Below are 1993 nucleotides of genomic sequence, written 5' to 3'. Positions count from 1 at the left end.
TTTCCTCTTCTGAAATTTCTCCTGCTTTTACAGCGTCAATCAACGCATCTGCTAAAAAGAATTCATTGAACGGCTTAGGGGTTCCCATTTCCAGATCCAATCCGCTTTTCAGGGAATTCACGGAGGTATGTACGGCGGCCCAATCGGAAATGACCACCCCTTCAAACCCCCACTCATCTCTAAGAACATCGTTTAACATATAGTTGTTCTCACATAAATAGGCCCCTCTGAATTTATTATAGGCCCCCATCATGCTATACGCATTGGCTTCCTTTACTGCAGCTTCGAACGCCGGCAAATAGATCTCCCGAAGCGTGCGTTCATCTATTTGGACATCCACAAAATCTCTGTTGGTTTCCTGATTATTGGCTGCATAATGTTTTACGCAAGCGGCTACATCATTGTCCTGTAGCCCTACAATAAACGGAACGGCCAACTTTTTGTTTAAAAAAGGGTATTCACTGAAGTACTCATAGGTTCTACCACCCAAAGGGGTTCTGATGATATTGATGGCAGGAGATAAGAGCACATCCTTATCTCTGGCACGCGACTCTTCCCCAACGCTTTTCCCAAAGGTATAGGCCAATACCGGGTTCCAGGTAGCGGAAAGTCCGGCACCTGCAGGATAATAGGTGGCAAAATCAGTATCTAACCCTGCCGGAGCCCAGGAATTTCTGGAGACCTCTTCCCTAACTCCTAAAGGTCCGTCAGCCATTTTTAACTCAGGAATTCCCAGCCGTTCAATTCCGGCGGTAGTGAACATGCTGGTTCCGTGTAGCATGCCTGTTTTTTCTTCTAAGGTCATTTGACTGATCAGGGAATCGATCCTTGTATCATATTGGTGTGTAATGGGTTTGCCTGTATAATTTTCAGAGGATGCTGGGGGATGAGCATGATCTGTTGTCCTGGAGTTATTATTGCAAGAGATGATCAATATGGATACTGCCGCCATCGCTAAATGGATTACTTTTTTGGTCATGAATGCTGTATTTTTAAAATTGAAGTATTTTTATGTAAGGACAAAACTTTTTTGGCCACTTCCTAAATGAATTAAGTAGGAACAGGCCGACGGTATATAAGGTTGAAAGGTACTAATTGGTAGATTATCGATCTATGACTAAAGTCATATTGTCAAATAGCGCGGATTACAAATCCGCGCCATCTGGTTAGTAACATTAGAAATGCTATTTTGAATAACCCTAATAAACATTTAGACGACTTAGTTTTTTAGAATGAATTATTACATTTTAAAGCATTCTTTGGATAATGAAATAATTGGTACTTATCCTCAGGTTGAAGATGCGTATTATAATTGTGATATATGGGAAGATCCCCTTTTTATAGATAGAATAACTTTTCAAAATGCTCCTTCTGAGGTTAAAATTGCGAATGCCATTTTATCTAAAAATGCAGAACTAACTGATCTAATAAGTGCTTTTATAAGCGGATTTTCATTAAAATTATTAATAAGCAAAGATCTTAAGAGAATTTTCGAATTAAGTAATAATAGAGATCTTCAGTTTATAAAGTCACCAGTTTTTTATAAAAACATCAAAATTGAAAATTATTACACTTTAAATCCTATTAAAATAGATTTTGATTATATAGATTTTAACAAATCCGAGATTTTTTTAATGGAAAATGTGTTTAATAAAGTAGAAAAGCTAGATTTGAGTTCATATAATTCATTCAATGATTATTTACAAAATCTGAATAGAGATTCTATGTTATCGGTTTACATTGAAAATTATACGTTGGATAAATCTAAAATAAAGAAAGATATTTTTGTTTTGAAATTTGTCGAGGGAGGAGTTCAATATATTGTATCTGAGCATATTAGAAACATTATATTGGAAAATTCCATTACTGGGATTGATTTTAGTATTATCTGATGTTTTATTTTAATACCTAATTTTCAACATAGTTAATAAAGGTAAATTTAAATGTGGTGCTACCCTGAATAGGTATAGCAATGTTCCAAAGGAGATATAAA

The 1993-nt window shown here is 35.9% G+C and carries 2 protein-coding genes; one reads left to right on the top strand and one right to left on the bottom strand.

Annotated elements, in window-relative coordinates; translation table 11 throughout:
- Positions 1 to 979, bottom strand: a 979-nt coding sequence (locus tag WBM49_RS03215) for a glycoside hydrolase family 3 protein (RefSeq protein WP_424370624.1), incomplete at its 3' end; no start/stop codon positions are given.
- Positions 980 to 1259: 280 nt separating this feature from the next.
- Between WBM49_RS03215 and WBM49_RS03210 the strand changes: the two genes are divergently transcribed.
- Positions 1260 to 1892, top strand: a complete 633-nt coding sequence (locus tag WBM49_RS03210) for a hypothetical protein (protein WP_424370623.1) — start codon at positions 1260 to 1262, stop codon at positions 1890 to 1892.
- The last annotated feature ends 101 nt before the right edge of the window (positions 1893 to 1993 follow it).

Source organism: Muriicola sp., from assembly GCF_049669965.1.
Classification (GTDB): domain Bacteria; phylum Bacteroidota; class Bacteroidia; order Flavobacteriales; family Flavobacteriaceae; genus Muriicola.
The sequence above is the reverse complement of the archived record's forward strand: the minus strand, read 5'-3'. Positions and strand labels throughout refer to the sequence as shown.